The sequence below is a fragment of the Streptomyces sp. NPDC093252 genome, assembly GCF_040683675.1.
Taxonomy (GTDB): domain Bacteria; phylum Actinomycetota; class Actinomycetes; order Streptomycetales; family Streptomycetaceae; genus Streptomyces.
The window spans coordinates 343,060-365,838 of record NZ_JBFBEM010000007.1; the positions used below are offsets into that span (position 1 = coordinate 343,060).

The following is a 22,779-nucleotide window of genomic DNA, read 5'->3' on the forward strand; positions in this document are numbered from 1 at the left end:
GGGACGGTTACGGTGGGCGTGTCCGCGACGCCCGGTTCCCGCAGGTCGCGCCCCCCGCGACAGGGAGTACCGAGCACCGAGCACCGGGCACCGGGCACCGGGCACCGAGACCTGGATCCGGCCCGAGACCGACACCGAGACCGAGGAGAGACGCAGGTGGCAAGCGCGAGCCCCGACGAGCCCTGGGAGGCGCGGGTACGTCTGCCGCAGCTCCGGCTGGACGAACTGCTGGAGGAGTTGCAGGCCCGGATCGACGCCGCCCGGGGTACCCGGGACCGGGTGCACAGCCTGCTGGAGGCGGTTCTCTCGGTCGGCCGGGAACTGGATCTGGAGCAGGCCCTGCGCAGCATCGTCGAGGCCGCCGCCGCCCTGGTCGACGCCGAGTACGCGGCGCTCGGGGTGATCGGCCCGGACGGGCGGCGGCTGTCCGCGTTCCACACCGTCGGTGTCACCGAGGACGAGATCGCCCGGATCGGCCACTACCCCGAGGGCCACGGCATCCTCGGCGAGCTGATCCGCAACCCCGAGCCGCTGCGCCTGAGCAAACTCTCCGCCCACCCGGCGTCGTACGGCTTCCCGCCCAACCACCCCCCGATGAACACCTTCCTCGGGGTGCCCATCCGGGTCCGCGACCAGGTCTTCGGCAATCTCTACCTCACCGAGAAGCGGGGCGGGGCCCAGTTCGACGAGGAGGACATCGCCGTCACCTCCACCCTCGCGGTCGCCGCCGGGGTCGCCATCGACAACGCCCGGCTCTACGAGGAGTCCCGGCTGCGGGAGCGCTGGCTGCGGGCCACCGCCGAGATCACCCACAGTCTGATGTCCGGCGCCGAGCGCGGCGAGGTGCTGCGGCTGATCGCCGGGCGGGCCCGGGACATCATGGGCGCCGCCCTCGCGGTGGTGGCGATGCCCATGGAGGACACCGACGCGCTCGGCGTGGAACTCGCCCTGGGCCCCGAGGCGGACGCGGTGCGCGGCCTGGTCGTCCCCGCCGACGCCGGTCTGATCGGCGAGGCGTTCACCGGCGTCGCCCCGGTGACCAGCCCCGATGTCGGCACCGACGACCGGGTCGCCGCCCCCTCCCTGCGCTCGGCCGGCCTCGGCCCCGCCGTCGCCGTCCCGGTCGGCACCGGCGAGGACGGGGTGCGCGGCGTCCTGCTCCTCCTGCGCGAATCCGGCCGTACGGTCTTCACGACCACCGAGATCGAACCCCTCCAGGGCTTCGCCGCGCAGGCCGCCGTGGCGATGGAACTCGCCGAGCGGCGCCGGGACGCGGAGGAGGTCGCCGTTCTCAAGGACCGCGACCGTATCGCCCGCGACCTCCACGATCTCGCCATCCAGCGGCTCTTCGCGACCGGCATGACCCTCCAGAGCGCGGGCCGCTTCATCGAGCACGCGGAGGCATCGGAACGGGTCGCGCGGGCGGTGGACGACCTCGACGAGACCATCAAGATCATCCGCTCCACCATCTTCGGCCTGCGCGCCCGCGAGGGCACCACCGGCGGGGGGTTGCGCGCCCGCGCGGTCCGGGTGGTGGGAGAGTCGGCACCGGTGCTGGGTTTCGCGCCGAGCGTCCGGATGGAGGGGTTGGTGGACACCGACGTACCGCGCGAGACGGCCGACCATGTGGTGGCGGTCCTCTCCGAGGCGCTCACCAATGTCGCCCGCCACGCGCGGGCGGCGCGGGTCGACGTAGCCCTGACGGCAGTGTCCGGAGAGGTCCGCCTCACGGTCACGGACGACGGGGTGGGCATCCCGGCGAAGGGCCGCCGCAGCGGCCTCGACAACATGCGGGAACGGGCTCGTTCGCTGGGCGGCACGCTGGACATCACGACGCCGGAGAAGGGGGGGACCCTCTTGGACTGGAGGGCGCCGCTGCCCTGAGGTCTTCGGGCTCTTCGGGGTTCCCTTCCCCTCCCCCTCGTCGTCATCGACATCCCTTCCGCACCCGTACGTACCCACATACTCACGTACCCGGTCACCGCCACGGCCACGGATCGCTCTGCGTGCGGGCGCCCCGGGGCAGGAACTCGATGGCACTGCTCCGGAGCACCGTGCATCATGCACGCAAGGGGGCATCCGCCGCCTGCCGCCTGCCATTTGCCGCCGACAGAATGCGACTGCCGTGAACCGCCTTCCCGCTGACCCGACGGTGCTCCACCCGTTTCCCGATCAGCCGCGGGTGGTCCTGCTGAAGCCGCTGGTGACCTCGCCGCTGATCGAGGTCGGGGAGTACTCCTACTACGACGACCCGGAGGATCCGACCGCGTTCGAGACCCGCAATGTCCTCTATCACTACGGGCCGGAGAAACTGGTCATCGGGAAGTTCTGCGCGCTGGGCACCGGAGTGCGGTTCATCATGAACGGCGCCAACCACCGTATGGACGGCCCCTCCACCTTCCCCTTCCCCATCATGGGCGGCTCCTGGGCCGAGCACTTCGACCTGCTCGCCGGGCTGCCCGGCAGAGGCGACACAGTCATCGGAAACGACGTCTGGTTCGGCTACAACACCATGGTCATGCCCGGAGTCCGCATCGGACACGGCGCGATCATCGCCTCCGGCGCGGTGGTCGTGGACGATGTCCCCGACTACGGCATCGTCGGCGGCAACCCCGCCGGACTCATCCGCACCCGCTACCACGACGACGACATCGCCCGTCTGCTCGCCCTCGCCTGGTGGGACTGGCCCGCGGAGCACCTCACCGAACACATTCGGGCCATCATGTCCGGCACCATCGACGACCTCGAAAAGATCGCCCCCCGAACCTGAGCAGACCCCTGACCGGGGGTCAGGCCCGCGCGACGGACAGCGACACTTTGACGGTACTGGAGGACTTCCCGGTTGCCGCTTGCGCCCGCGATGTTCAGGCGACGGATGGACGCCTTGGATCGGTCGGGACGATCGCGTGCTCGTCGAAGAGCCGTTCAAGGGCTTCGTGGCCGTGCTCACGGCGGTGTGCCATCTCTGCTGCGGTGACCGGCAGGGCCCAGAGGATGCGGGCGTGGGCCTCGACGCCTGCTGTCGCCCGCTGGCTGCGCTCGCTCTCGAACATGACGCAGAGGATCTCACGGCCGGCCGAGGTGTCCTGGTGGCGCGTCCGCCCCGCCGGAGGCGGGGCGGACCCGGACGGTTCAGATGGCGTTTGCGGGCTCCTCGGTCCAGGGCCCGGGGCAGGTGTGGGGCGAGGCAGTATCGTGCGGGCCGGAATCCGGGACACGCGGCTGTACGGTCCTGCTGTGTGACGCCGATGTCATACAGCGGGCGGGGGCGCGACAGCCGGTGGGTTGAGGCGGGCGAAGCCTTCCTGGCGCTGGTAGGGGAAGTACGGGTAGGGCGCGGTCCTGCCGCTCGCCGCATCGAGTTTCGTCATCTGGTCGGGTGTGAGCGTCCAGCCGATGGCACCGAGGTTCTGGCGGAGCTGCCTCTCGTCGCGGGCGCCGATGATGACGGAGGAGACGGTCGGTCGCTGGAGCAGCCAGTTGATGGCGATCTGCGGAATGCTCTTGCCGGTCTCCTGCGCGATCTCGTCGAGGGCGTCGACCACGCTGTAGAGGTGGTCGTCTTCGACCGGCGGACCGTAGTCCGCGGTGTGGTGCAGGCGGCTGTTGGCCGGTAGGGGCTGGCCGCGGCGGACTTTGCCGGTGAGGCGTCCCCAGCCGAGGGGGCTCCAGACGAGGGCTCCGAGACCCTGATCGAGCCCGAGGGGCATCAGCTCCCATTCGTAGTCGCGGCCGACGAGGGAGTAGTAGACCTGATGCGCGACATAGCGCGGGTGGCCGTACCTCTCCGCGTTCGCGAGGGACTTCATCGCCTGCCAGCCGGAGAAGTTGGAGATGCCGAGGTAGCGGACCTTCCCTGCTCGTACGAGGTCGTCGAGTGCGGACAGGGATTCCTCGATCGGTGTTCCGGCGTCAAAGGCGTGCAACTGGAACAGGTCGATGTAGTCGGTGCCGAGCCGGCGCAGGGCGTCCTCGCATGCGGCGATCAGGCGCGAACGGGAGCAGCCCGCGTCGCCGGGGCCGTCGCCCATCGGCAGACCGGTCTTGGTGGACACGATCACCTGGTCCCTGCGGCCTTTGATCGCTTCGCCCAGCACCTCCTCGGAGGCGCCGCCGGAATATACGTCCGCGGTGTCGAACATCGTGATCCCGGCGTCGAGGCAGATGTCGACGAGACGGCGGGCCTCATGCGCGTCGGTGTTGCCCCAGGCGCCGAACAGCGGCCCTTGGCCGCCGAAGGTACCGGCGCCGAAGCTCAGTGCGGGGACCTTGAGGCCGGATGCACCCAGCCGCCTGTACTCCATGACTGTTCCTCTCTTGTCGCCTGACAGTGGCTAATGGTCCTGGAGTTCCGTTAGTGTGGGCGTCAGCGTAACAGGTGTGAGGCAATTAATGAAACTGGAGTCCCGTTATGACGGTTGAGGGTGCGGATCCGGGGACCGTCCGTCCTGGTGGGCGCACGGCGCGAGTACGGGCGTCGGTGCTGCGAGCGGCTGGGGACGCCTTGGCGGAACAGGGCTTTGCCCACCTTGACCTCGCCGACATCGCGCGCCGCGCCGACGTGGGCAAGACCACCGTCTACCGCCGCTGGGGAACGGTGACCGGCCTGGTGGCAGACCTGCTGCTGGACATGGCCGAACAGTCACTGCCGCGCACCGAGACCGGCTCGCTGCTCGGTGACCTCAGGGCCAACGCCCGGCTCGTGCAGCGCACCTTGGCCGACCCGCGGCAAGGAGCGCTGTTCAAGGCGGTGATCGCGGCTGCCACCGGTGAGGCGAAGACGGCCGAGGCCCTGCACCGCTTCTACGACATCCGCGTCAAGGAGTGGGCGCCCTGCGTCCAGCAGGCCATCGACCGGGGCGAAGTGCCTGAGGGCACCGATGTCCGCGAGGTGATCCGTGCTGTCTCCGCCCCCCTCTACTACCGCCTCTTGACCACCGGCGACCGCCTCGACGAAGCCGCCGCGGACCAGGCCGCCGAGGCCGCCGCGGCAGCGGCGCGTGCGGGAGCGTACCTGCGGGGCGGCAAGGGTCGTGCGGCCGGCGCGGCGGCCTCGGTGCGGGTGTAGCGGTCGGGGTCCCGGCCCCGGATCACGCGGCGAGGGAGAGGCCGAGGCGGGCGGGCAAGGTGGCTGACGCGGGTGCGGTCGAGCGGGTGGCCGTTCCACCCGTCCCGAGACGTCCTGACGGCGATCTTCTGCCGAAGGCCGGCCTCAGCGGGGCACCGCGACCGCAGTGGTGCGCCGGGCCCCCTCGATCTCGGCGGCCGGAAACGGCGTCCGCTTGCTCTCGGTGAGCAGACGACGGGCGAATTCGCCGAAGACCACGGCAGCTCGGGAATGCCGGTCAGGACGGGCGCGTGGCCACGGTCCCATAAGCGGCGAGCCGCGCGGGTCGGCTAGATGTCGCTGGAGCGGGCCAGGGTCACGAGTCCGGCGAACGCGCTGAGGGACAGGTTGAGCACGGGGCCGTGCGGGGTCTTGCTGTCCCGGACGGGGACGATGCCGGAGGCGGACGCGTGGTCGGGGGCCCATTCGAGGCAGGCGCCACCATTTTCGGTGCTGTATGAGGACTTGGCCCACTGGAGCGGGGGCGTGTTGGTTGTGGCCATGGGAGGGTGCCCTTTCGTGGCTGCTCGATCGTGGCTACGGATTCCGCCTGGAGGCGGCCCCGATCTGAAGCTGATGGCACTTCTTCACCAGGGGCAAGACTCATATCGGCCCGGCCTGCTGGAGCAATGTTCGAGACTTGTGGATCGGGGTTCCGGGAGGGCGCGGAGGGCGTACTTTCCCGAATGATCCTTTGATGGTCATCGAGTAGGCCCGCGTTGCAGCGCGGGTCGGGAAGGCACGCCCGTGCTCAGCGTAGTGAATGCCGACGGTTCGACGGAGTCCGGCGCCCTGGTCGACGAGCTCGTCCGCGAAGGCGCCCGGCGGATGCCGGCCGCCGCGCTGGAGGCGGAAGTCAACCAGTACACAGCCGAGTTGGCAGCCGGGACCGACGGGCACGGGCGGCGCCCGGTGGTCCGCGACGGCCACCACCGGACCCGCACCGTGGTCACCACGTCCGGCCCGGTCGAGGTCACGGCGCCACGGGTGAACGACCGCCGCGCCGACGATGCCACCGGCGAGCGCGACCGGCACTCCTCGAAGATCCTGGCTCCGTGGTGCCGGAGGTCGCCGAGGATCTCCGAGGTGCTGCCGCTGCTCTGCCTGCACGGACTGTCTTCCGGGGACTTCGTGCCCGCACTGGAGCAGTTCCCCGGCGGCACGGCCGGCCTGTCGCCGGTGACCGTGACCCGGCTGACAGAGCAGTGGAGCGACGACCGCGCCGCCTTCCAGGGCCGCGACCCGTCCGAGCGCGACTGTGTTCACGTGTGGGCCGAGGGCGTGCACCCGAAGGTCCGGCCCGGCCGGCCGCACTCCTGCGTCCTGGTCCTGCTCGGCGTCCGCCGCGACGGCACCGAGTGGCCGAAGGCCGTTCCGATCGAGTCGGCCTTCTCCACCGTGAAGCCGCGGACCGGGGTCACCCGCGGGGCCGGCAGCCCGGCCGCCGCCCCGGCGATGGCGTTCAAGCCGGTCGAATCCGCCCGGGCGCGATGGCGGGCGATCACCGGCGCCCACCCGGTGTCCCCGGTCCGCGCCGGCGCCCGCTTCGAGAACGGCGTCCCGGTCGAGCGCGCCGAGGTGGCGGCATGACCGGGCCCCACACCCCCGGCAGTCACGTGGCCGAGGTGGAACTGGCGATCGATCAGGTCACTGTCGTCAACCCGGCCGAGGCCACCGCCACCGTGCGCTGCATGATCGGGCCGGTCCGCCGTGGCGCCCGCTTCGACCACATCCGCGACTCAGCGGACCCCATCGAGCTGGAACTGACGCAGATCCTGGCCCACCACCGGTCCGTCGAGGAACTCGACCCCGTCCACACCGCGCTCGTGACCCTCCGGGGCACCGGAGCCGAGCACCTCACATCAGCCACCCCGGGCTCCCGTTGGCAGACCATCCGGGGAACCAACCCGCCGCACTGACCAAACCATCCACAGGTCTTGACCATTGCCCGGCCCGCTGCCTTTGGGGCCGAGCTGTGGCCGACTTCACCTCGCTCGGCGCTTCCTCAGCTCAGCGAGCCACGCCCGCACCTGTTCGTCGTCGTGCAGGTAGCCGTCGCCCTGGCCCGTCGGGAGATCGATTCCGTAGAGGTGGGTCAGCGCCCACCAGGAGAGGTCGTCCCAGACGATCCCGTCCCGCACCACCCACCTCGCCGCCCAGCGATCGGCCTCGTCCCTCGTCAACCGACCCGCGAGAAGCCCAACGAAGCGGTCTTCGATCTCATCAAGAGTTGGCTGGACGCCGGTATCCATGCCCTGACCGTACAGGCAGGGCGAATGTTGCTAGATGTCGCTGGAGCGGGCCAGGGTCACGAGTCCGGCGAACGCGGTGAGCGAGAGGTTCAGTACGGGGCCGTGCGGGGTCTTGCTGTCCCGGACGGGGACGATGCCGAACGTGGTCGTGTGGGCGGGGGCCCACTCGACGCAGGACCCGCCGTTGTCGACGCTGTATGAGGACTTGGCCCACTGGAGCGGGGTCGGGTTGGTAGTGGCCATCGGAGGGTGCCCTTTCGTAGCTGTTCGATCGTGGCTACGGATTCCGCCTGGAAGGCGGCCCCGATCTGATGCTGATGGCCCTTCTTCACCCGGGGCAAGGCGGATGTCAGCCTGCTGCCCGAGCCCCACCGTTCCGGAGGATGGGAGGCGGCGGGGCTCGGGGTCGCGTGGGTCAACTAGATGTTGCTGGATCGGGCGAGGGCGACCAGTCCGGCGAACGCCGAGGGGGAGAGCATCAGAACCGGCCCATGAGGGTCCTTGGAATCGCGGACGGGAACCACGCCCTGTGATGTGAGGAGGTTTGCGGCAGCCTCGACGCACTGACCACCGTTCTCACTGAAAGATGATGCGAACCATTGGGGTGACTCGTTCATCACGAGGTGCCCTTTCGTAAAGTGCGGATCATGGCCAGCGAAGCTGATCGCGGCAGCGATTCGGCTTGCAGTTGATGGTAGTCCGCCAAGATGGGCAACACCGCTCCGCTGTCCCGGTCAAGGTGGCCTCGGCTTGCGGATTCCGCGTACGACATGAGCGACCGATCAGGCATGGTCAGCATCGTCACCGGCAGGGTTATCGGGCGACGAACCCCGATGCTGAACGGCGCCACCTGAAGTACGGTGTTGGGCTGCTCCGCGAACTCCAGCAGGTGCGCGAACTGGGCGTCCATCAAGGACTTGTCTCCGATGGGTCGGAGGAGACAGCTCTCGTCAAGCACCACGAAGACAAGCGGCGGCGGTGTGCGCACCAGCGAGGCTTGGCGCTGCGCAATCAGGGCAACCCGCTCGTCCGCCTGTTCACGCACGGCAACACCTCTCTTCACGGTGCTGTCTCCGAGCGCTGAAGCGTACTCCGGCGTCTGGAGCAACCCCGGTATCACTCCTACCTCATAGAGTCGGATCTCTGCCGCTCGGGCCTCATGCTCCAGGTACGACGGAAATCCCTCCAGTAGCGCCGTCTGCCGCGCAGCCATACTCAGGCGCTCGAACCGATCTCCCGTTCCAAAGACGCGGTCAACCTGTGATGAGAACCGTCGAGTCGGTTGGCGTCGACCAGTTTCCACCGCGGAGACATGCGACCCGGTACACCCAAGCCGCTCGCCCAGCTCTTCCTGAGTCCAGCCGCGCTCATCACGTAACCTGCGCAGACGTGCGCCGAACGCAGCCCCGGGACCGGCCTCCGGGTCCAGCTCTTTGCGATTCACCATCCTGACTCCACCTCATCAATCACTCTGCGTCAGTTGAACAGCTCTCCGAGCGTAGGTCACTCTGACTTCCCCCGGTAGTCAAGGCGCTACGGAGAGGAGTTGCCGTGCCCGCTGAGAGCGTAGGGCCGCTTGACCCAACGGCCCAACTCGGCGTCGGTGCCCTGGTGTTCGACATGACGCGCAACAGACTCGCGATCCTCATGGACCCCGGCGAGACCTGGGCGGACGGCCGTTACGCGCTCCGTCCGCCCGGTGGCGGCGTCGAATGGCCCGCATGGCGCTCGGACATCCGGCCGGCGACCCTGGCAGATCGACCCGAGCCGGACGAACGCCGGGACCCCGATCCGGCAGGGGTACCCCTGGAACCCGGAAACGCCGAGCCCGGCCCACGGAGGCTGATCCATGACTGACAACCCCAAGCCCATCACCCTGCACGCCCCCGTCGAGGGGTGCCCCGTATGCGCCGCGGCGGCAACCGCTCGCGACTCCGCCCGGAAACCGGGCAGTGCCGTCAGCGAACGGGCGGCGGACGAGACGATCAGGCAGCATCCGCACCACCCCGGCACCGACCAGAGCACTACCACCGACGGCGACAGCCAGACCCTTGCCCGAGTGCGGGCGCTGGTGCGTGAGCGCAACCGGCAGCGCCGGGAAGGCGGCCGGTCGCTGTGACAAGACATAGCCCCGTCCCGGCGGCGCCCACCGGCGCGAGCCGACCGCGCCCCTTCTTCCGTACCCCGCACGACATCGTCATCGGCATGGTCGTCTTCGATCTCGACCACGAGATGCCCGGCACCGTGCGCAACCTCGACGGTCGCTGGGTCGATCTACAGCGCCCCACGGGACTGATCTGGCGGGTGAACTTCAGTCGGTTGAGGCGGGGCACGGAGCGCGAGGCCCGCCAACTGATCGCCCTCGCCAAGCTCCAGCGCGCACGCGAACGGGGGCGATGCTCTTGAAGCGCTGGCGGGACTTCGCCGCGGCGGTCACCGGACCGCTGCTGCTCGCCGTACTCAGCGGCTCCTGCGGATTCGCGCTCTGCATGGTGTTCCGCAGCTAGATTCCCGCGGGGGGGGGGGGCTCGGGCGGGTGGCCCGGTCCAGCCCAGCGCCGGAGATCCCTCAATGCTGGATCAGGCCGCCCACCGCGACAGTGGGGACATGGCCGGTCGCCGGGAGTGTGTGTGCCAGGGTGAGGCCGATGTCCACCAGCGACGACCGGCGCAGGGTGGGCACGTCGGCCAAAGGGGTCCAGGTCGACTCGGCGATGTCGTCGTTCGGGTCGGGGCGGAGCGGGCCGGTGGTGATACGGACCCGGTAGAAGACGCCGACATTCTGGTGCTCGACTCCCGCTCGCGCGACGGCCGCGGGGATCACCCGTGAGTCCACTCCCAGCAAGCGATCCACCACCCCGGTACAGCCGGTCTCCTCGGCCACCTCCCGGATCACCGCGTCGAACGGATCCTCCCCCTGCTCGACCCTGCCTCCCGGGAGCGTCCAGGTGCTCCCGCCACCCTCCGGTGCCACATGACGGGCCAGCAGCACCCGCCCGTCCTCGATGCACACGGCGTACGCCGCCAACCGGAAACTCATCCCCGCACCTCCCGCCAGGACCGACCCTATCCAACGACCCGACCACCACACGCGGCCTCAACAAGCGGTCAGCGAGGGGTCAGCGAGGGGAGAGGACGGCCAGTTCCGGGCCGAATCCGACGGCCAGTCGCCCGTCCGGCGTCACCGCGACCGCGTTCACCCCGGCGGGGAACACCACCTCCTCGCCGACCTGTTCGCCCGTCACCGCGTCCCACACCCGCACGGTGGCGTCCCAGCTCCCGGTGACGGCGACGGGGCGTCCATCCATCGTGCCCAGCGCCACCGCGCACACCGTGTCGGTGTGGCCGCCCAGCGACCCGCCGACCTGTCGGCCCGTGGCCAGGTCCACTATCCGTGCCGTCCCGGCGTCGCCGCCGAGGAGCACGAGCGGGCGGCCGTCCAGCACCGCCGTGGCAACCGCCCGCACCGGGTAGTTGTCCGCCAGGGGCTCACCGACCTGCCGCCCCGTGGTGGCGTCCCACACGCGTACGGTCCGGTCGTCGGCGCTGGTGACGGCGACCGGTCGGCTGTCCAGCATGCCCACCGCCACCGCGATGATCCTGTCGGCGTGCCTGCGGTGGCGACCGGTGGGGAACCTGCCGATCGGCTCGCGTGTGGTGGCCGGGTCCCAGAGTTGCAGGGGCCTGCCGCTGCCGTAGCCACTGCTGGTGACGGCTACGGGGCGGCCGTTCAGCGTTCCCGTGGCCCGCGTGATCGTCCGTCCGTCCGGGTCGGTGAGCGGTTCACCGAGGGGCTCACCCGTGGCCGGGTCCCAGAGCCGGAGTGCGTCGTAGCCGCCGGTGACGACGACCGGACGGCCGTCCACCATCCCCGCCGACACGCTGTGCACCCCGTCGGTGTGGCCGGTGAGGGGGGTCCCGATCCGCTCTCCCGTCGCCACGTCCCATACGCGCGCCGTGCCGTCGGCACTTCCGGTGACCGTCACGGGCCGCTCGCCGAGCAGCGCCGCCGCCACCGCGAGCACGGTGCCTTCGTGTCCGGCCGAGGACCGTTCGGGGGTCCGCCGACGACCCGTCCCGTGCCATACGCGTACGCAGTGGTCCGTGCCGCTGACCTCACCGGCGGTGACGACCACCGGGACACCGGCGACCTCCGCCACCGCCACCGCACCCACCTCGTCGGTGTGGCCCGTCAGCGGGTCGCCGACCTGCTCTCCCGTGGCCAGATCCCATATCCGGGCCGTGGCGTCACCGCTGCCGGTGACGGCGAACGGGCGGCCGTCCACCGAAGTCGCCGCCACCGCCGGCACCTTGTGGGAGTGGCCGGTGAGCGGGGCGCCGATGGGTCTGCCGGTCGTGAGGTCCCAGACTCGGGCCGTTGTGTCGTAGCTGCCGGTGACGGCAACCGGTGCCCCGTTCACCTCGGCCGTCGTGACCGCCAGTACTCGGTCGGTGTGGCCGGTCAGCGGCTCGTGGATCTGCCGACCGGTGGCGAGGTCCCACACCCGGACCGTGGCGTCGTACTGGCCATGGGTGACGGCGACGGGGCGGCCCTCCACCACCGCTGTCGCCACGCCCCGCACCCCGTCCTCGTGGCCGGTGAAGGGCTCGCCGATCTGCTGTCCGGTGCCGAGGTCCCACACCCGCGCGGTCCTGTCGCTGCCGCCTGTGACGGCGACAAGTCGGCCGTCCAGCACGGCCACCGACACGGCCGTCACCCAGCCCTCGTGGCCGGTCAGGGGGTTGCCGATCGGCTCAAGGCCGGTCAGATCCCACGCCCGCGCGGTGCCGTCCTGGCTTCCGGTGACCGCGACGGGACGCCCGTCCATCACCCCCGTCCCCACCGCGCGCACCAGGTCGGTGTGGCCGGTCAGGGGCTCACCGATCTGCTCGCCGGTCATCAGGTCCCACACCTGGAGTCCTCTGCCCGCGTTGCAGCCGCCCCGCGACGGGCCGACAGCGACCGCACGGCCCTCCACCACGGCCGTGGCCGCGCACGGCAGGTTCCAGGCGGTCAGGGCGTAGCGCAAGCGGGAGTCGATCCGCTCTCCCGTGGCCCACTCGAACCCCCACCGCGCCGGTCCCCCTTCGGCCACGGGCACGGCGGTGATCCGGGCGGACAACTCCCGTTCTCCGTACCGGACGGCATCCAGCGCCAGGAGCTGTCGGCGCCCGGCGGGCATCGCGTCCCGGTGCAGATGTGCCGAGGCCCGGTACACCGCCGCCACCGACCGGGCCCGAGCGTCCGGCGCCGCATCCAGCAGCCCCCACACCCGCCGGACATCCCCGTGCACCAGAAACTCCGGATCCGACCACCAGGCCCCCGGCCCGCCCGGACCCGCGCCCGTACCCGCGCCCACACCACCGTCACGCACACCACCGTCACGCACATCACCGTCACGCACACCATCGGACATGCCCGGCATCGTAGGCCCGACAGCCCGCCCCGATATTGCGTTGCGGCCCCCGCCGCCCACCCCGGACAGTGGTCCGATGGACCCAGTCATCCGCCCCGCCACCCCCGCCGACGCCCCCGGGATCAGCGCGCTGCTCAACGCCGTCGATCTGATCGAGATCGGCCGCGAGGAGACCGACACGGCCCAGGTCCAGGAGGACCTCACCCACCCCGAGGCCGCCCTCGCGGAGAACTCGTGGCTGGCGTTCCACGACGGGCGCCTCGTGGCGTACGGGCTGGTGTGGGACGACTCGCGCGGCGAGCGGATCGACATGGACCACTATGTGCTGCCGGAGCATCAGGACGCGGGGGAGCGGCTCCTCGATCTGATGGAGGCCCAGACCGTGCGCCGCGCCCGTGCCAACGGTGCCGAGAAGGCCGTCGTCCATCTCCACCTCAATATCCGGCCCACCCTGGACACCGCCCTGCTCACCCGCCGCGGCTGGTCCACCGTCCGCCGGTACCACGTCCTGACCCGCCCGCTGGACCCGGCCGCCGACCCGCTGCCCCCCGCCCCCGCCGGACTGCGGCTGCGCGACTGCCGCGACGAGGCCGACCGGCGCACCGCTCACGCCCTGGTGGAGGAGACCTTCGTCGACCACTTCGACCACACCCCCCTCACCTACGACCAGTGGCTCACCAACCTGGGCAACCGCATGGAGTGGGACCGCGTCTGGATCGCCTCGCTGGAGGGGGAGGGCGACGCGGCCGTGCTGGTCACCTCCGACCACCGCGAGCCCTACGGCTGGATCAACATCCTCGGCGTCCGCAAGGCGTTCCGGGGCCGGGGCATCGCCGGTCATCTGCTGCGCCACGCCTTCGGCTCGTACGCGGCGACCGGCCGGGACACCATCGGCCTGGGCGTCGACACCGCCAACGAGACCGGCGCGCTGCGCCTCTACGAGCGGCACGGCATGCGCACCCACTTCGCCGTGGACACCTGGGAGGTCACCCTGCCGGTGACCCCGGACCACCCCGGGGCCTGACCCGGCGACCGGCCCTGTGCTTGGATTCGCCGCATGGACGACCGCGACACCGACACCCATCTCTGGATCGGTACGATCCCCTCCCTCGACCCGGACACCCCGGAGGTGTTCCTCGGGCTCGACCACACCTCCGCCGACCCCGGTGAGCGGCTGGTGTGCGGGCTGCTCGACCGGGGGCACGAGGGGGAGGAGGGGGTCTTCTATCTGCTGCCCGAGGATCTGTCGGCCCGTTACGAGCGGACGGGTGACCGGCTGTCGGTGACCCTGGTCTCCCATCGGGCCGTCCTCGCCCGCGCCGCAGCCGAGCCCGGCCCCGATCCCGATGCCGATCCCGATACCCTGCCGGTCGACCCCCGCGACCCCGACTTCCGGGTGCTGCTCCGCCGCGAGACGGCCGTCACCGACCATGACCATGGCCCCGACCCCACGCGGCCCGTGCTGCTGCTCGACCACACCGGCGGACCGGTCACCCCCGCCGAGCTGATCGCCTGCTTCGAGCGGGGCGAGGGCGGCATCACCGTCGTGGGCGCCACGATGTGACGGTCCGTGGCCGGTAGCCGGTAGCCGGTAGCCGGTAGCCGGTAGGCCAGTAGGCCGGTACCCGGTGGACGTTCCTGTACTCCTGGCGGCCCCCTGCGTTCACGCCTGGCGGTGAGCGGTGCCACTGACCGGACCAACCCCGGGGTTCCCCGGGTGGTGGGCGCCACCAGGCAATTCGACACTCCGGGCATGAGCAACCTCACCCCCCGCCCCTCCGGGCGCCTGCGACGGCGTGCGAGATCCGCGGGGCTCTCCTGTGCCGTGGCGCTCACGGCCGTACCCGTGCTGGTCCTCGGACCCGGAGTGTCCTCCGCGTCGGCCGCGCCGCTCCCCGGCGGTCTCGGCCCCTGTGTCCCCGGCGACTGCCCCGACCCCTTCCCCGGGGTGAGCAACGGCCCCATCGCCGGTCGCGACAACGGCATCAACATCTTCGTCGGCAGCGACTTCAACGTCCGGGAGGCCGCGGCCGAGGCCGAGGGCCGGGTCGTCGTCCTGGACAACTTCGACATGAACAAGCGCGCGGGCGTCAGCCAGGTCTACAACCTGGGCGAGGCCGGCGTAGGCTCCCGCGTCCCGCCCCCGGTCGGCGCCGACTGGCTCACCACCGGCGGCGATGTCACCGTGGCGAGCGGGCAGCGGCTGCTGGCCGAGGCGGGGGTCGTCCGGCACGCGGGCACCGTCACCGGCACCGTCCTGGCCGATCTCGTGCAGGACCCGGACGCCACCGACCCCTATGTCGGCCTGCGCGACCAGCTCACCGACGCCAGCCAGTGCTACGCCCGGGTCAACGGCGCCCCGCGCACCCCCACCGGCACCGCCGTCAACCAGGGCTTCCAGACCCTGTTCACCGGGGACGGCACCTCCGCCCTCCAGGTCTTCAACGTGGACTTCGACCTCGCCTCCGCCAACGGCGGCCAGCAGGGCGTGGCCTTCGCGAACATCCCCGCCAATGCCACCATCCTCGTGAACATCGTCGGCGCCGACCGCACCATCAACACCTACAGCGGTGCCATCGACGATGCCACCGACCCGCTCAACGCCTACCGCGAGCGCCTGCTGTGGAACTTCCCCGATGCCGCCACCGTGGACCTGATCGGCACCGGGCAGTTCCAGGGCAGCTTCCTGATCGGCAACCAGGGCTCCAGCACCACGGTGACCCTGCCGGGCATCAACGGCCGGTTCTTCACCACCGGTTCCCTCACCCACACCTCCGCCGCGACCGGGGGCGGCGGCCAGGAGTTCCACGCCTACCCCTTCGACGGTGACCTGCCCGACTGCGGCGCCCCGGAGCCCCGTACCGGCGTGGTGAGCGTGAAGAAGGTCGACGCCGGGACCCAGGAGCCCCTCACGGGCGCCACCTTCCAGCTCTGGCACGAGACCAACAACATCCCCGGCCTCCAGACCACCGGCACCGACGCCGACACCCGCGTCGGCGCCCCCTGCGTCACCGACGCCCAGGGCCTGTGCGCCCGGTCCGTGGAGACGGGCACGTACTACTGGCAGGAGACGGACGCCCCCGACGGCTACGAACTCCCCCAGCCCGCGGTCTTCGGCCCCCTGGTCCTCACCCCCGAGAACGCCACCGACGGGGTCTCGGTGACCGCGGCCAACCGGCCCACCACCACCCCGCAGGACAACGGCGCCGTACAGATCGTCAAGACCGACGCCGACACCGGCGACCCGCTGGCCGGGGCCACCTTCGAACTGTGGCAGGAGACCAACGGCGTCCCCGGCCTCCAGACCTCCGGGCCCAACCCCGACACCCATGTCGGCGGCGTCTGCACCACGGACGCCGACGGCCGCTGCACCTTCGGTGAACTCCCGCAGGGCACCTACTACCTGCGCGAGACCGCCGTCCCCGACGGCTACCTCCTGCCGGACAACCCGGTCAGCGGCCCGTACGTCCTCGACACCGACGGCGAGACCGCCACGGCCCGCCTCGACAACACCCCCGAGGGCGAGGAACCCCCCGAGCCCTGCAAGCCCGGCTACGGCGACCACGGTTACGGCGACGACGGCTACGGCGACAAGAAGGAGTACGGCGACAAGGAGTACGGCGACAAGAAGGACCACGGCAAGGAGCACGGCAAGGACCACGGGAAGGAGCACGGGAAGGGCTACGGCGACCACTGCGAGGACGCCTGATCCCGGCGGGGGCAACCCCTCCTGACCCGCGCCCGCCGTCCCTGTCCCCCGACGGCGGGCGCGGCCGTGCTCCCGGCACTGGTTAGGCTGCGCCCAGTCGTCGTACGAGAGGGGGTCGGCCGATGCCGACGGAGGTCGCGGGGTTGCGGACACCGGAGGGCCGGGCGGCCCGCGCGGCGGAGCTGGTCTGCGCGGAGTACGCGGACGAGGCGCTGCGCCACCACAGTCTGCGGGCCTACTTCTTCGCCGCGGCCTGGGCCCGGGACCGGGGCCTGGACTTCGACGGGGAGCTGCTCTACGTCGCCGCGCTGCTGCACGATCTGGGACTCACCCCGCCCTTCGACAGCCACACCCTGCCGTTCGAGGAGGCGGGCGGGCATCTGGCCCGGGTGTTCACGGCCGGGCTGGGCTGGCCGGTGGAGCGGCGGGACCGGGCCGCCGAGGTGATCGTCCTGCACATGCGGGACGACGTGGCACCGGAGGCGGATCCGGAGAGCCGGCTGCTCCAGGTGGGCACCACCGCCGATGTGTCCGGCGGGACCCTCGGGGACTTCGACCCCGCCTTCCGCCGGGCCCTGGTCGCGGCCTACCCCCGGGGGGACTTCGCGGCGTCCTTCGTCCGGCTCTTCGCGGACCAGGCGGCCCGCAAGCCGCGCTGCTCGGCGGCCCTGCTGGTGGCGAACGGGATGGCGGACCGGGTGACGGCCAACCCGCTCGACGGGGACCTCGGCCGGGACGCTGATGGGGACGCCGACCGGGGACGCTGACCGGGACCCCGGCCAGGATCCCTACCGGTTCCCCGGCCAGGATCCCCACCGGGACCCCGGCCGCGGCCCCGACCGGGGCTGAGTCACTCCGGGAGGTCCGTCCCCTCGTCGGGGGACAGGCCGTTGAGGATGAGGGTGAGCCCGAAGTCGAACTCGTCGGCGTAGTCGTATCCCGGCTTCATGACGTGTTCGGCGGCCAGTTCGGCGAGGTGGGGGTAGGCGTCGGCGGGCATCCGGTCGATGATGGCGCCCGCCACCTCGTCCCGCTCCGGCTCGCCCCGGAACGGCAGGCTCACCTCCTGGAGGACGAAGCCGTAGAGATAGCTGTCGATCAGTGAGACGGTGTGCGCCGCCATCGCCACCGAGAAACCGGCCGCGCGCAGCGCGCCGATCACCGTGTCGTGGTGGCGCAGGGTCGCCGGGCCGGGGTGGGTGCGGGAGTCCATCAGGCCGATCGCCCAGGGATGGCGCAGCAGCGCGGCGCGGGCCGAGCGGGCGCGGGCGGCCATCGCCTCCCGCCAGTGGGGACCGGGGGCGCCGGACGGCGGGGTGAGCGACGGCAGCTCGATCTCCCCGAAGACCGTGTCCACCATGCCGTCGAGGATGTCCTCCCGGCCCGACACATGGTGGTACAGGGACATCGCCTCGACGCCCAGCGGCGCCGCGACGGCCCGCATGGTGAGGGACGCCGACCCCTTCTCGTCCGCCACCGCCACCGCCGTACGGATCACCCGCTCACGGCTGAGCGGGGTGCGTCCCGCCGGGCCGCGCCGGGCCCTTCCTCCCTCGGGCATCCCTGCTCCACCCTCTCCGCCTCGGCTCCGCTTGACTGCCTTACGGCATAAGGTTACCTTGCCTTACAAGGTAAGGTTCGCAGGTCGGTGAAGGGATTGTGCGGCATGGACGGGGAGCAGGGGCAGGGGCGGATGGCCAAGGTGTGTGTCGTCGGCGCGTCCGGGAAGCTCGGGCAGTACATGGTCCGGCAGGCGCTGGAGCGCGGCTATGAGGTGGTCGGGGTCTGCCGGGAGCGCAGTGTGCCGAAGCTGGCCGGGTTCGAGGGGCGGATCACGGTGGTGCCGGGGGACACCGACGACCGCGAGGTGATCCGGCGGGCGGTCGAGGGGTGCGACGGGGTGCTCACGGTGCTGGTGCCGTGGGGGGTGCGGCAGTACTCCTCGGGCACCGCGCAGGCGGTGCTCGACTTCGCCCGGCCCGGCGCCCGGCTCGTCTTCTCCTGCGGCTGGCACATCACCCGGGATGGCAAGGACCGCTACTCACGGCTGTTCACCTTCGGGCTGCGGGCCGCGACGGTCATCGGCAAGCTGGTGCGGTTCGCCGAGATCGACGACCAGGTGGAGGCGTGCCGCCGGATCTTCGCCAGCGACACCCGCTGGACCGTGGTGCGGGGCAGTTCGCTGGAGGAGGGCGAGAGCCAGGGGTTGCCGGTGTGGGCGGAGCATGTCGGGGATCCGGTGCTGGCCAGCGATCTGACCCGGCGGGTGGACTTCGCCCTGTTCATGGTCGCCGCGCTCACCGACGACCGTCTGGTCCGGCAGGCCCCGGCGATCGTCGGCCGCCACACCCCGAGCGCGCTGGCCCACGCGGGCAGCGGGTGAGGGTAGGGGTGGGGGTGGGGAAGGGGGGTGGCGTATCGGCATCTCGGGGCCCGAGCGGACTGCCGGGGACCTCACCCACCCCCCATGGCCGCGAGTCCCTCACGATCTCCGTCCGGCCCACCCATTCAAGGGACGGCGAGCATAACCCCGGGCACTGACAACGCCCGGGGCCGGTGCGGATCCGCTCAGCCGTCGGCCGGCTTCGCCCCGCCCCGCCCGTCCAGCAGCAGGGTCTCCACCTCGCCCACACCCCACCCGTACGCCATCTTGTGCACCTCCAGGACGAAGAACGACTCGGTGGAGATGACGCCCTCCATCAGATGCATCCGCTCGTTCACCAGATCGGTGAAGTGGTCGGTGTCCCGGCAGATCACCTCGGCCATCACGTCGTACTGACCCGCCGTCATGATGACGTAGGAGGTCTCCGGCAGTTCGCGCAACTGGCGGCAGACCTCGCGGGTCATGCCGGGGCGCACCTTCAGCCCTATCATCGCGAACCGGTCGAAGCCGATGGTCAGCGGATTGGCGATGCCGACGATCTGGAGGACGCCGTTCTCCTCGAGGCGCTGCACCCGGTAGCGGACCGAGGAGGCCGGGATACCGAGGTCCTCCGCGATCTGGCTGTAGGCGCGCCGCCCGTCGGCCTGGAGGATGGCGATGATGCGCCGGTCGATGTCGTCGAGCGGATGGCCGCCCTGATGTGCCGTGGAACCCATGGGCCCATCATTCCTCCCCCGGTTCACGAGTCGAAGCCGAGGCCGAGCCGGTCCAGGGTGCGCAGCCACAGGTTCCGGTCGCCGGTCTCGTCCTCGCGGGCCATCGAGCGGCGGGTCGCCTGGATGCCGAGCCAGCGCACCGGTTCGGGCGGGAAGGGGACCGGGGGGCGGCGGATCATCGCCGGGCTGGTGGCCTCGGTACGGCGTCCGGCCAGCAGATCCAGCATCACCTCGGCGCCGTAGCGGGTGGCACCGACGCCGAGTCCGGTGAAGCCGAGGGCGTAGGAGACCCGGCCGCGCGCCGCTGTACCGGCGAACATGCAGAACCGGGTGGTGGAGTCGATGATGCCGCCCCAGGCGTGCGAGAAGGAGACCCCGGCGAGCGGCGGGAACGCCTCGGCGAACTGCCGGGCCAGGGTCTCGAAGGTGGCGGCGCGCTGGGTGAGTTCGTCGTCGGTGCGGCTGCCGTAGTGGTAGATGGCGTCGTAGCCGCCCCACAGGATCCGGCCGTCGTCGGTCTTGCGGAGGTAGTGGAACTGGTTCCCGGCGTCGGTGATGCCGTGGTCGCCGGTCCAGCCGACCGAGGCCAACTGGGCGTCCGTCAGGGGCTCGGTGACCAGGGCGTAGTCGTAGACCGGGACCATGGTGAGGAAGAGGCGGCGCAGCAGCGGGCGGTGGATGTTGGTGGCGAGGGCGACCCTCTTGGCCCGGACCTCGGCGTAGGGGGTGCGCAGCCGGACGGGGCCGCGCGGGCGGGTGTCCAGGGCCTCGACCTCGGTGTGCTCGGCGATCCGCACGCCCAGGTCCAGACAGGCGCGGCGCAGGCCCCACACCAGGCGGGCCGGGTCGAGCAGGGCGTAGTCCGGACTCCACAGCCCGGACTGCCAGACCGGGGAGTCGACGTAGGCGCGCAGGGCGTCGCGGTCCAGGAGGGTGGCGGGTTCGCCGTGGGCGCGGGAGAGGGCGGCGGCGTCGGCGAGGGCGCGGGCCTGCCAGTCGGTGGCGGCGACGGTGACCTTGCCGGTGCGGGCGAAGCCGCAGTCGATGCCGTGGGTCTCCAGGTCGCGCTCGAAGGCGTCGAAGTTGGCGGTGCCCAGGCGCTGGAGGAGGCCGATCTCACCGGGCCAGCGGGCGACGCCGTTGGCGAGGCCGTGGGTGAGGGAGGGGGAGCAGAAGCCGCCGTTGCGGCCACTGGCGGCATGGCCGCAGGTCCTCTGCTCCAGCAGCAGGACATCCAGCTTCGGGAACCGGCGCTTGGCGAGCAGCGCGGTCCACAGCCCGGTGTAGCCGCCGCCGACCACGGCGAGGTCGCAGGCGGTGTCCCCGGTGAGCCTGGGCTCGGCCCCGGGACTCTCGGGCCGGTCCAGCCAGTAGGGCAGGGGGGCCGCGTGGCGCAGCCGCAGGCGGGGGGCGGCCGGTGGCGAGGTCTCGGCGGCGGAGGTCATGGGCTCCTCACTGCGGAAGGGGAGGGAGGGGGAGAGGGGGGAGGGGGGAGAGGAGGGGGCGTGCCCGAGCAGGGGCACGCCCCGGGACGGACGTACGGATCAGAGGCTGATGACCCCGGTACGGGTGTCCGTCATGTCCATCAGCGTCCACTTGCCGCCGATCCGGCCCCACCCGGTGCCGCGGGAGCCCGCGCCGCCGAACGGCATGTTGATGTCCCACCAGTTGTTGGACTCGTTGACGATCACCTGGCCCACCTCCAGCTCCTCCATGAACCGGAAGGCGGACTTCATGGACGAGGTGAAGACCGCGCCCTGGAGGCCGAGGGCGTCGTCGTTGGCGATGCGCAGCAGATCGTCCTCGTCGCGGCCGGTGATGATCGGGACGACCGGGCCGAACGACTCCTCGCGGGACAGCAGGCTGTCCTCGGGCACGGCGTCGACCACGGTGAACTCGTAGTAGAGGTCGGTCGGCATGCCGCTGCGGCGGGCACCGCCGAGCAGGATCTCCGCGCCGCGCTCGCGGGCGTCGGCCATGTGCCGGTCCATCTTGGCGGCGACGCCCTCGTTGTTGAGCGGGCCGAGGACGGTCTTGTCGTCGAACGGGTCGCCGAGGCGCACCCGCTCCGACTCGCGCAGCACGGCCTCGACGAACGCGTCGTGCACCGAGGCGTCCACGACGACCCGCTCGGTGGCGCAGCAGACCTGCCCGGCGCACGGGTAGGCCCCGTCGACGGCGGCCTTCGCGGCGGCGTCGAGATCGGCGTCGGCGAGGACGACCAGCGGGCCGTTGCCGGAGCACTCCATCAGGGAGCGCTTGAGCCCGGCCGCCGCGGTGATCTTCGCGCCGGTCGCGGAGGAGCCGATGAAGCCGATGGCGTGGATGCCGGGGTGGCGCACCAGGGCGTCACCGAAGGGGCCGTCGCCGGGCAGGATGTTGACCAGGCCCTCCGGCAGCCCGGCGGCGGCGACCGCCTCCATCGCCTTGAGGACGGTCAGCGGGGTGTTGGCCGGCGGCTTGACGATCAGGGCGTTGCCGGTGGCGAGGCCGGGGGCGGCGAACTCGGCGAACATCAGCAGCGGGAAGTTCCAGGGCGTGATGATGGCCCAGGTGCCGACCGGCCGGTGGAAGGTGAACATCTTCTTGGAGTTGTCGCGGGACAGCAGCGTCTCGCCGTTCAGCCGGACCGCGTCCTCGGCGTGCAGCCGGAACAACTGCGCGGTCTCGGTGACATCGGCGACCGACTCGGCGAGCGGCTTGCCCTGCTCCAGGGTCTGGAGCCGGGCCAGTTCGTCACGGCGCTTGTCGATCTCGTCGGCGATGCGGTGACAGGCCGCCGCCCGGTCCCACACATTGACCCCGGCCCACGCGCGCTGCGCCCGGTGCGCGGCCTCGACGGCGGCGTCCAGATCGGCCGCGACGGGCAGCGGGAAGGAGCCGACGCGCTCGCCGGTGGCCGGGCTGATCACCTCGGCGGTCTGTGAACCGGCACCGTCGGTGAAGGCGCCGTTGATGAAGAGCTGCTGCTCTGCGGTGGTCATGAGGTGAGTGCTCCTCTGTCCGATCCGGGGTCCGGGGTGCGGCTGTCGTCCGGCTGTCGTCCGTTTCGACATCGCCGACGTCACCGATGTCACCGACGTCGTCGACGCCGTCTACGGCAGATGATTCATCGGCAAGTTTGGAACGTCAAGACTCACGGATCCGCAAAGTAAAACCTTTCTGATTGCTCATGCGTGCATCTTGACGGGAAATT

General features: G+C 71.3%; 26 protein-coding genes and 1 pseudogene. 13 read left to right on the forward strand and 14 right to left on the reverse strand.

Annotated elements, in window-relative coordinates:
• Window positions 1–156: 156 nt before the first annotated feature.
• Both AB0O01_RS17300 and AB0O01_RS17305 read left to right on the forward strand, forming a co-directional pair.
• Window positions 157–1,884: a GAF domain-containing sensor histidine kinase gene (locus AB0O01_RS17300; RefSeq protein WP_365314237.1), complete on the forward strand. Its 1,728-nt coding sequence runs from the start codon at window positions 157–159 to the stop codon at window positions 1,882–1,884.
• A gap of 241 nt (window positions 1,885–2,125) precedes the next feature.
• Window positions 2,126–2,770, forward strand: coding sequence for a CatB-related O-acetyltransferase (locus AB0O01_RS17305; protein ID WP_365314239.1), 645 nt, complete (start codon window positions 2,126–2,128; stop codon window positions 2,768–2,770).
• A 94-nt stretch (window positions 2,771–2,864) separates the two neighbouring features.
• On the opposite strand, the gene AB0O01_RS17310 is transcribed toward AB0O01_RS17305, so the two are convergent.
• Together AB0O01_RS17310 and AB0O01_RS17315 are read right to left on the reverse strand one after the other, a co-directional pair.
• Complete coding sequence (locus tag AB0O01_RS17310; protein WP_365314241.1) at window positions 2,865–3,053, reverse strand: suppressor of fused domain protein; 189 nt, start codon at window positions 3,051–3,053, stop codon at window positions 2,865–2,867.
• Between the two features lie 198 nt (window positions 3,054–3,251).
• On the reverse strand, window positions 3,252–4,304 hold the full coding sequence (locus AB0O01_RS17315) for an aldo/keto reductase (RefSeq protein WP_365314243.1): 1,053 nt from the start codon (window positions 4,302–4,304) through the stop codon (window positions 3,252–3,254).
• Window positions 4,305–4,411: 107 nt separating this feature from the next.
• Between AB0O01_RS17315 and AB0O01_RS17320 the strand changes: the two genes are divergently transcribed.
• Window positions 4,412–5,068 (forward strand): TetR/AcrR family transcriptional regulator, encoded by a 657-nt coding sequence (locus AB0O01_RS17320; protein ID WP_365314245.1) that lies wholly within the window; start codon window positions 4,412–4,414, stop codon window positions 5,066–5,068.
• A 144-nt stretch (window positions 5,069–5,212) separates the two neighbouring features.
• Here AB0O01_RS17320 and AB0O01_RS17325 read toward each other — a convergent pair.
• Together AB0O01_RS17325 and AB0O01_RS17330 are read right to left on the reverse strand one after the other, a co-directional pair.
• Window positions 5,213–5,347: pseudogene (locus AB0O01_RS17325) on the reverse strand (protein kinase family protein); the annotation flags it as partial.
• A 50-nt stretch (window positions 5,348–5,397) separates the two neighbouring features.
• A complete protein-coding gene (locus AB0O01_RS17330; RefSeq protein WP_365314247.1) occupies window positions 5,398–5,610 on the reverse strand; it encodes a DUF397 domain-containing protein in 213 nt (70 codons plus the stop codon).
• 244 nt (window positions 5,611–5,854) lie between these two features.
• Between AB0O01_RS17330 and AB0O01_RS17335 the strand changes: the two genes are divergently transcribed.
• Both AB0O01_RS17335 and AB0O01_RS17340 read left to right on the forward strand, forming a co-directional pair.
• Entirely contained in the window at window positions 5,855–6,697 is an 843-nt protein-coding gene (locus tag AB0O01_RS17335; protein ID WP_365314249.1) for a transposase, read from the forward strand.
• Entirely contained in the window at window positions 6,694–7,026 is a 333-nt protein-coding gene (locus AB0O01_RS17340; protein WP_365314251.1) for a hypothetical protein, read from the forward strand. Before AB0O01_RS17335 ends, AB0O01_RS17340 begins: the two co-directional genes overlap by 4 nt.
• A 66-nt stretch (window positions 7,027–7,092) precedes the next feature.
• Here AB0O01_RS17340 and AB0O01_RS17345 read toward each other — a convergent pair whose 3' ends face one another.
• The 4 genes from AB0O01_RS17345 to AB0O01_RS17360 all read right to left on the reverse strand — a co-directional run bounded on the left by AB0O01_RS17345 (window position 7,093) and on the right by AB0O01_RS17360 (window position 8,806).
• Complete coding sequence (locus tag AB0O01_RS17345) at window positions 7,093–7,359, reverse strand: hypothetical protein (RefSeq protein WP_365314253.1); 267 nt, start codon at window positions 7,357–7,359, stop codon at window positions 7,093–7,095.
• Window positions 7,360–7,389: 30 nt separating this feature from the next.
• A complete protein-coding gene (locus tag AB0O01_RS17350; protein ID WP_365314255.1) occupies window positions 7,390–7,602 on the reverse strand; it encodes a DUF397 domain-containing protein in 213 nt (70 codons plus the stop codon).
• 176 nt (window positions 7,603–7,778) lie between these two features.
• Window positions 7,779–7,979: a DUF397 domain-containing protein gene (locus tag AB0O01_RS17355; RefSeq protein WP_365314257.1), complete on the reverse strand. Its 201-nt coding sequence runs from the start codon at window positions 7,977–7,979 to the stop codon at window positions 7,779–7,781.
• Entirely contained in the window at window positions 7,976–8,806 is an 831-nt protein-coding gene (locus tag AB0O01_RS17360; protein WP_365314258.1) for a helix-turn-helix transcriptional regulator, read from the reverse strand. Before AB0O01_RS17360 ends, AB0O01_RS17355 begins: the two co-directional genes overlap by 4 nt.
• Window positions 8,807–8,910: 104 nt before the next feature.
• Here AB0O01_RS17360 and AB0O01_RS17365 point away from each other — a divergent pair, with 104 nt between their 5' ends.
• The 3 genes from AB0O01_RS17365 to AB0O01_RS17375 are packed head-to-tail and all read left to right on the forward strand — an operon-like array spanning window position 8,911 to window position 9,765.
• Window positions 8,911–9,216, forward strand: coding sequence for a hypothetical protein (locus tag AB0O01_RS17365; RefSeq protein ID WP_365314259.1), 306 nt, complete (start codon window positions 8,911–8,913; stop codon window positions 9,214–9,216).
• Entirely contained in the window at window positions 9,209–9,478 is a 270-nt protein-coding gene (locus tag AB0O01_RS17370; RefSeq protein ID WP_365314260.1) for a hypothetical protein, read from the forward strand. Before AB0O01_RS17365 ends, AB0O01_RS17370 begins: the two co-directional genes overlap by 8 nt.
• On the forward strand, window positions 9,475–9,765 hold the full coding sequence (locus tag AB0O01_RS17375; RefSeq protein ID WP_365314261.1) for a hypothetical protein: 291 nt from the start codon (window positions 9,475–9,477) through the stop codon (window positions 9,763–9,765). Before AB0O01_RS17370 ends, AB0O01_RS17375 begins: the two co-directional genes overlap by 4 nt.
• Before the next feature lie 162 nt (window positions 9,766–9,927).
• On the opposite strand, the gene AB0O01_RS17380 is transcribed toward AB0O01_RS17375, so the two are convergent.
• Together AB0O01_RS17380 and AB0O01_RS17385 are read right to left on the reverse strand one after the other, a co-directional pair.
• The gene (locus AB0O01_RS17380) at window positions 9,928–10,398 is read right to left on the reverse strand and encodes an NUDIX domain-containing protein (protein WP_365314262.1); all 471 of its coding nucleotides are present in this window, start codon (window positions 10,396–10,398) and stop codon (window positions 9,928–9,930) included.
• Between the two features lie 79 nt (window positions 10,399–10,477).
• Window positions 10,478–12,775, reverse strand: coding sequence for a WD40 repeat domain-containing protein (locus AB0O01_RS17385; protein WP_365314263.1), 2,298 nt, complete (start codon window positions 12,773–12,775; stop codon window positions 10,478–10,480).
• Between the two features lie 76 nt (window positions 12,776–12,851).
• Between AB0O01_RS17385 and AB0O01_RS17390 the strand changes: the two genes are divergently transcribed.
• The 4 genes from AB0O01_RS17390 to AB0O01_RS17405 all read left to right on the forward strand — a co-directional run bounded on the left by AB0O01_RS17390 (window position 12,852) and on the right by AB0O01_RS17405 (window position 17,251).
• Window positions 12,852–13,799: a GNAT family N-acetyltransferase gene (locus AB0O01_RS17390; protein ID WP_365314265.1), complete on the forward strand. Its 948-nt coding sequence runs from the start codon at window positions 12,852–12,854 to the stop codon at window positions 13,797–13,799.
• Between the two features lie 33 nt (window positions 13,800–13,832).
• Window positions 13,833–14,339, forward strand: a complete 507-nt coding sequence (locus AB0O01_RS17395; RefSeq protein WP_365314266.1) for a hypothetical protein — start codon at window positions 13,833–13,835, stop codon at window positions 14,337–14,339.
• 189 nt (window positions 14,340–14,528) lie between these two features.
• Window positions 14,529–16,484 carry a choice-of-anchor A family protein gene (locus tag AB0O01_RS17400; RefSeq protein ID WP_365314268.1) on the forward strand — a complete coding sequence of 652 codons (1,956 nt, stop codon included), beginning with the start codon at window positions 14,529–14,531 and terminating at the stop codon, window positions 16,482–16,484.
• Window positions 16,485–16,606: 122 nt separating this feature from the next.
• Entirely contained in the window at window positions 16,607–17,251 is a 645-nt protein-coding gene (locus AB0O01_RS17405; RefSeq protein ID WP_365314270.1) for an HD domain-containing protein, read from the forward strand.
• Window positions 17,252–17,334: 83 nt separating this feature from the next.
• Here AB0O01_RS17405 and AB0O01_RS17410 read toward each other — a convergent pair whose 3' ends face one another.
• Window positions 17,335–18,045, reverse strand: a complete 711-nt coding sequence (locus AB0O01_RS17410) for a TetR/AcrR family transcriptional regulator (protein WP_365314272.1) — start codon at window positions 18,043–18,045, stop codon at window positions 17,335–17,337.
• A 105-nt stretch (window positions 18,046–18,150) separates the two neighbouring features.
• Between AB0O01_RS17410 and AB0O01_RS17415 the strand changes: the two genes are divergently transcribed.
• On the forward strand, window positions 18,151–18,867 hold the full coding sequence (locus AB0O01_RS17415; protein WP_365314274.1) for an NAD(P)H-binding protein: 717 nt from the start codon (window positions 18,151–18,153) through the stop codon (window positions 18,865–18,867).
• 185 nt (window positions 18,868–19,052) lie between these two features.
• Here the strand turns inward: AB0O01_RS17415 and AB0O01_RS17420 are convergent, their stop codons facing one another.
• The 3 genes from AB0O01_RS17420 to AB0O01_RS17430 all read right to left on the reverse strand — a co-directional run bounded on the left by AB0O01_RS17420 (window position 19,053) and on the right by AB0O01_RS17430 (window position 22,567).
• Complete coding sequence (locus AB0O01_RS17420) at window positions 19,053–19,583, reverse strand: Lrp/AsnC family transcriptional regulator (protein WP_365314276.1); 531 nt, start codon at window positions 19,581–19,583, stop codon at window positions 19,053–19,055.
• A 23-nt stretch (window positions 19,584–19,606) separates the two neighbouring features.
• Entirely contained in the window at window positions 19,607–21,028 is a 1,422-nt protein-coding gene (locus tag AB0O01_RS17425; protein ID WP_365314278.1) for an FAD-dependent oxidoreductase, read from the reverse strand.
• Between the two features lie 99 nt (window positions 21,029–21,127).
• Complete coding sequence (locus AB0O01_RS17430) at window positions 21,128–22,567, reverse strand: aldehyde dehydrogenase family protein (RefSeq protein ID WP_365314279.1); 1,440 nt, start codon at window positions 22,565–22,567, stop codon at window positions 21,128–21,130.
• Between the last annotated feature and the right edge of the window lie 212 nt (window positions 22,568–22,779).